1 protein-coding gene is annotated in these 250 nt (G+C 73.2%); it reads right to left on the reverse strand.

Annotated elements, in window-relative coordinates; all coding sequences use genetic code 11:
• Nucleotides 1–250: helix-turn-helix domain-containing protein (locus AC0AIB_RS31685; RefSeq protein ID WP_465098152.1), on the reverse strand; the 250-nt coding region annotated here is incomplete at both ends.

A 250-nucleotide genomic window follows, 5' to 3' on the forward strand; every position in this document is an offset into this window, starting at 1 on the left:
TCGCTCATGCCGGCCCGGCGGCGCAGCGCCGCCACGTCGGTGACCACGATCCGGCGGCCCTCGGTACGCAGCCAACCCCGGCTGGCGAAGGAGCCGATCGCCTGGTTGACGCTCTGCCGGGACCCCCCGGCCATCTCGGCCAGCTGGCTCTGGTTGAGCTCGATGGTGATCATCGGGGCCTGGCTCTCCCCGGCCAGCCGGACCAGCGTCTTGGCCACCCGGCCGGGCAGGTCGAGGAAGACGTGGTCGG

The organism is Micromonospora sp. DSM 43699, assembly GCF_055517075.1.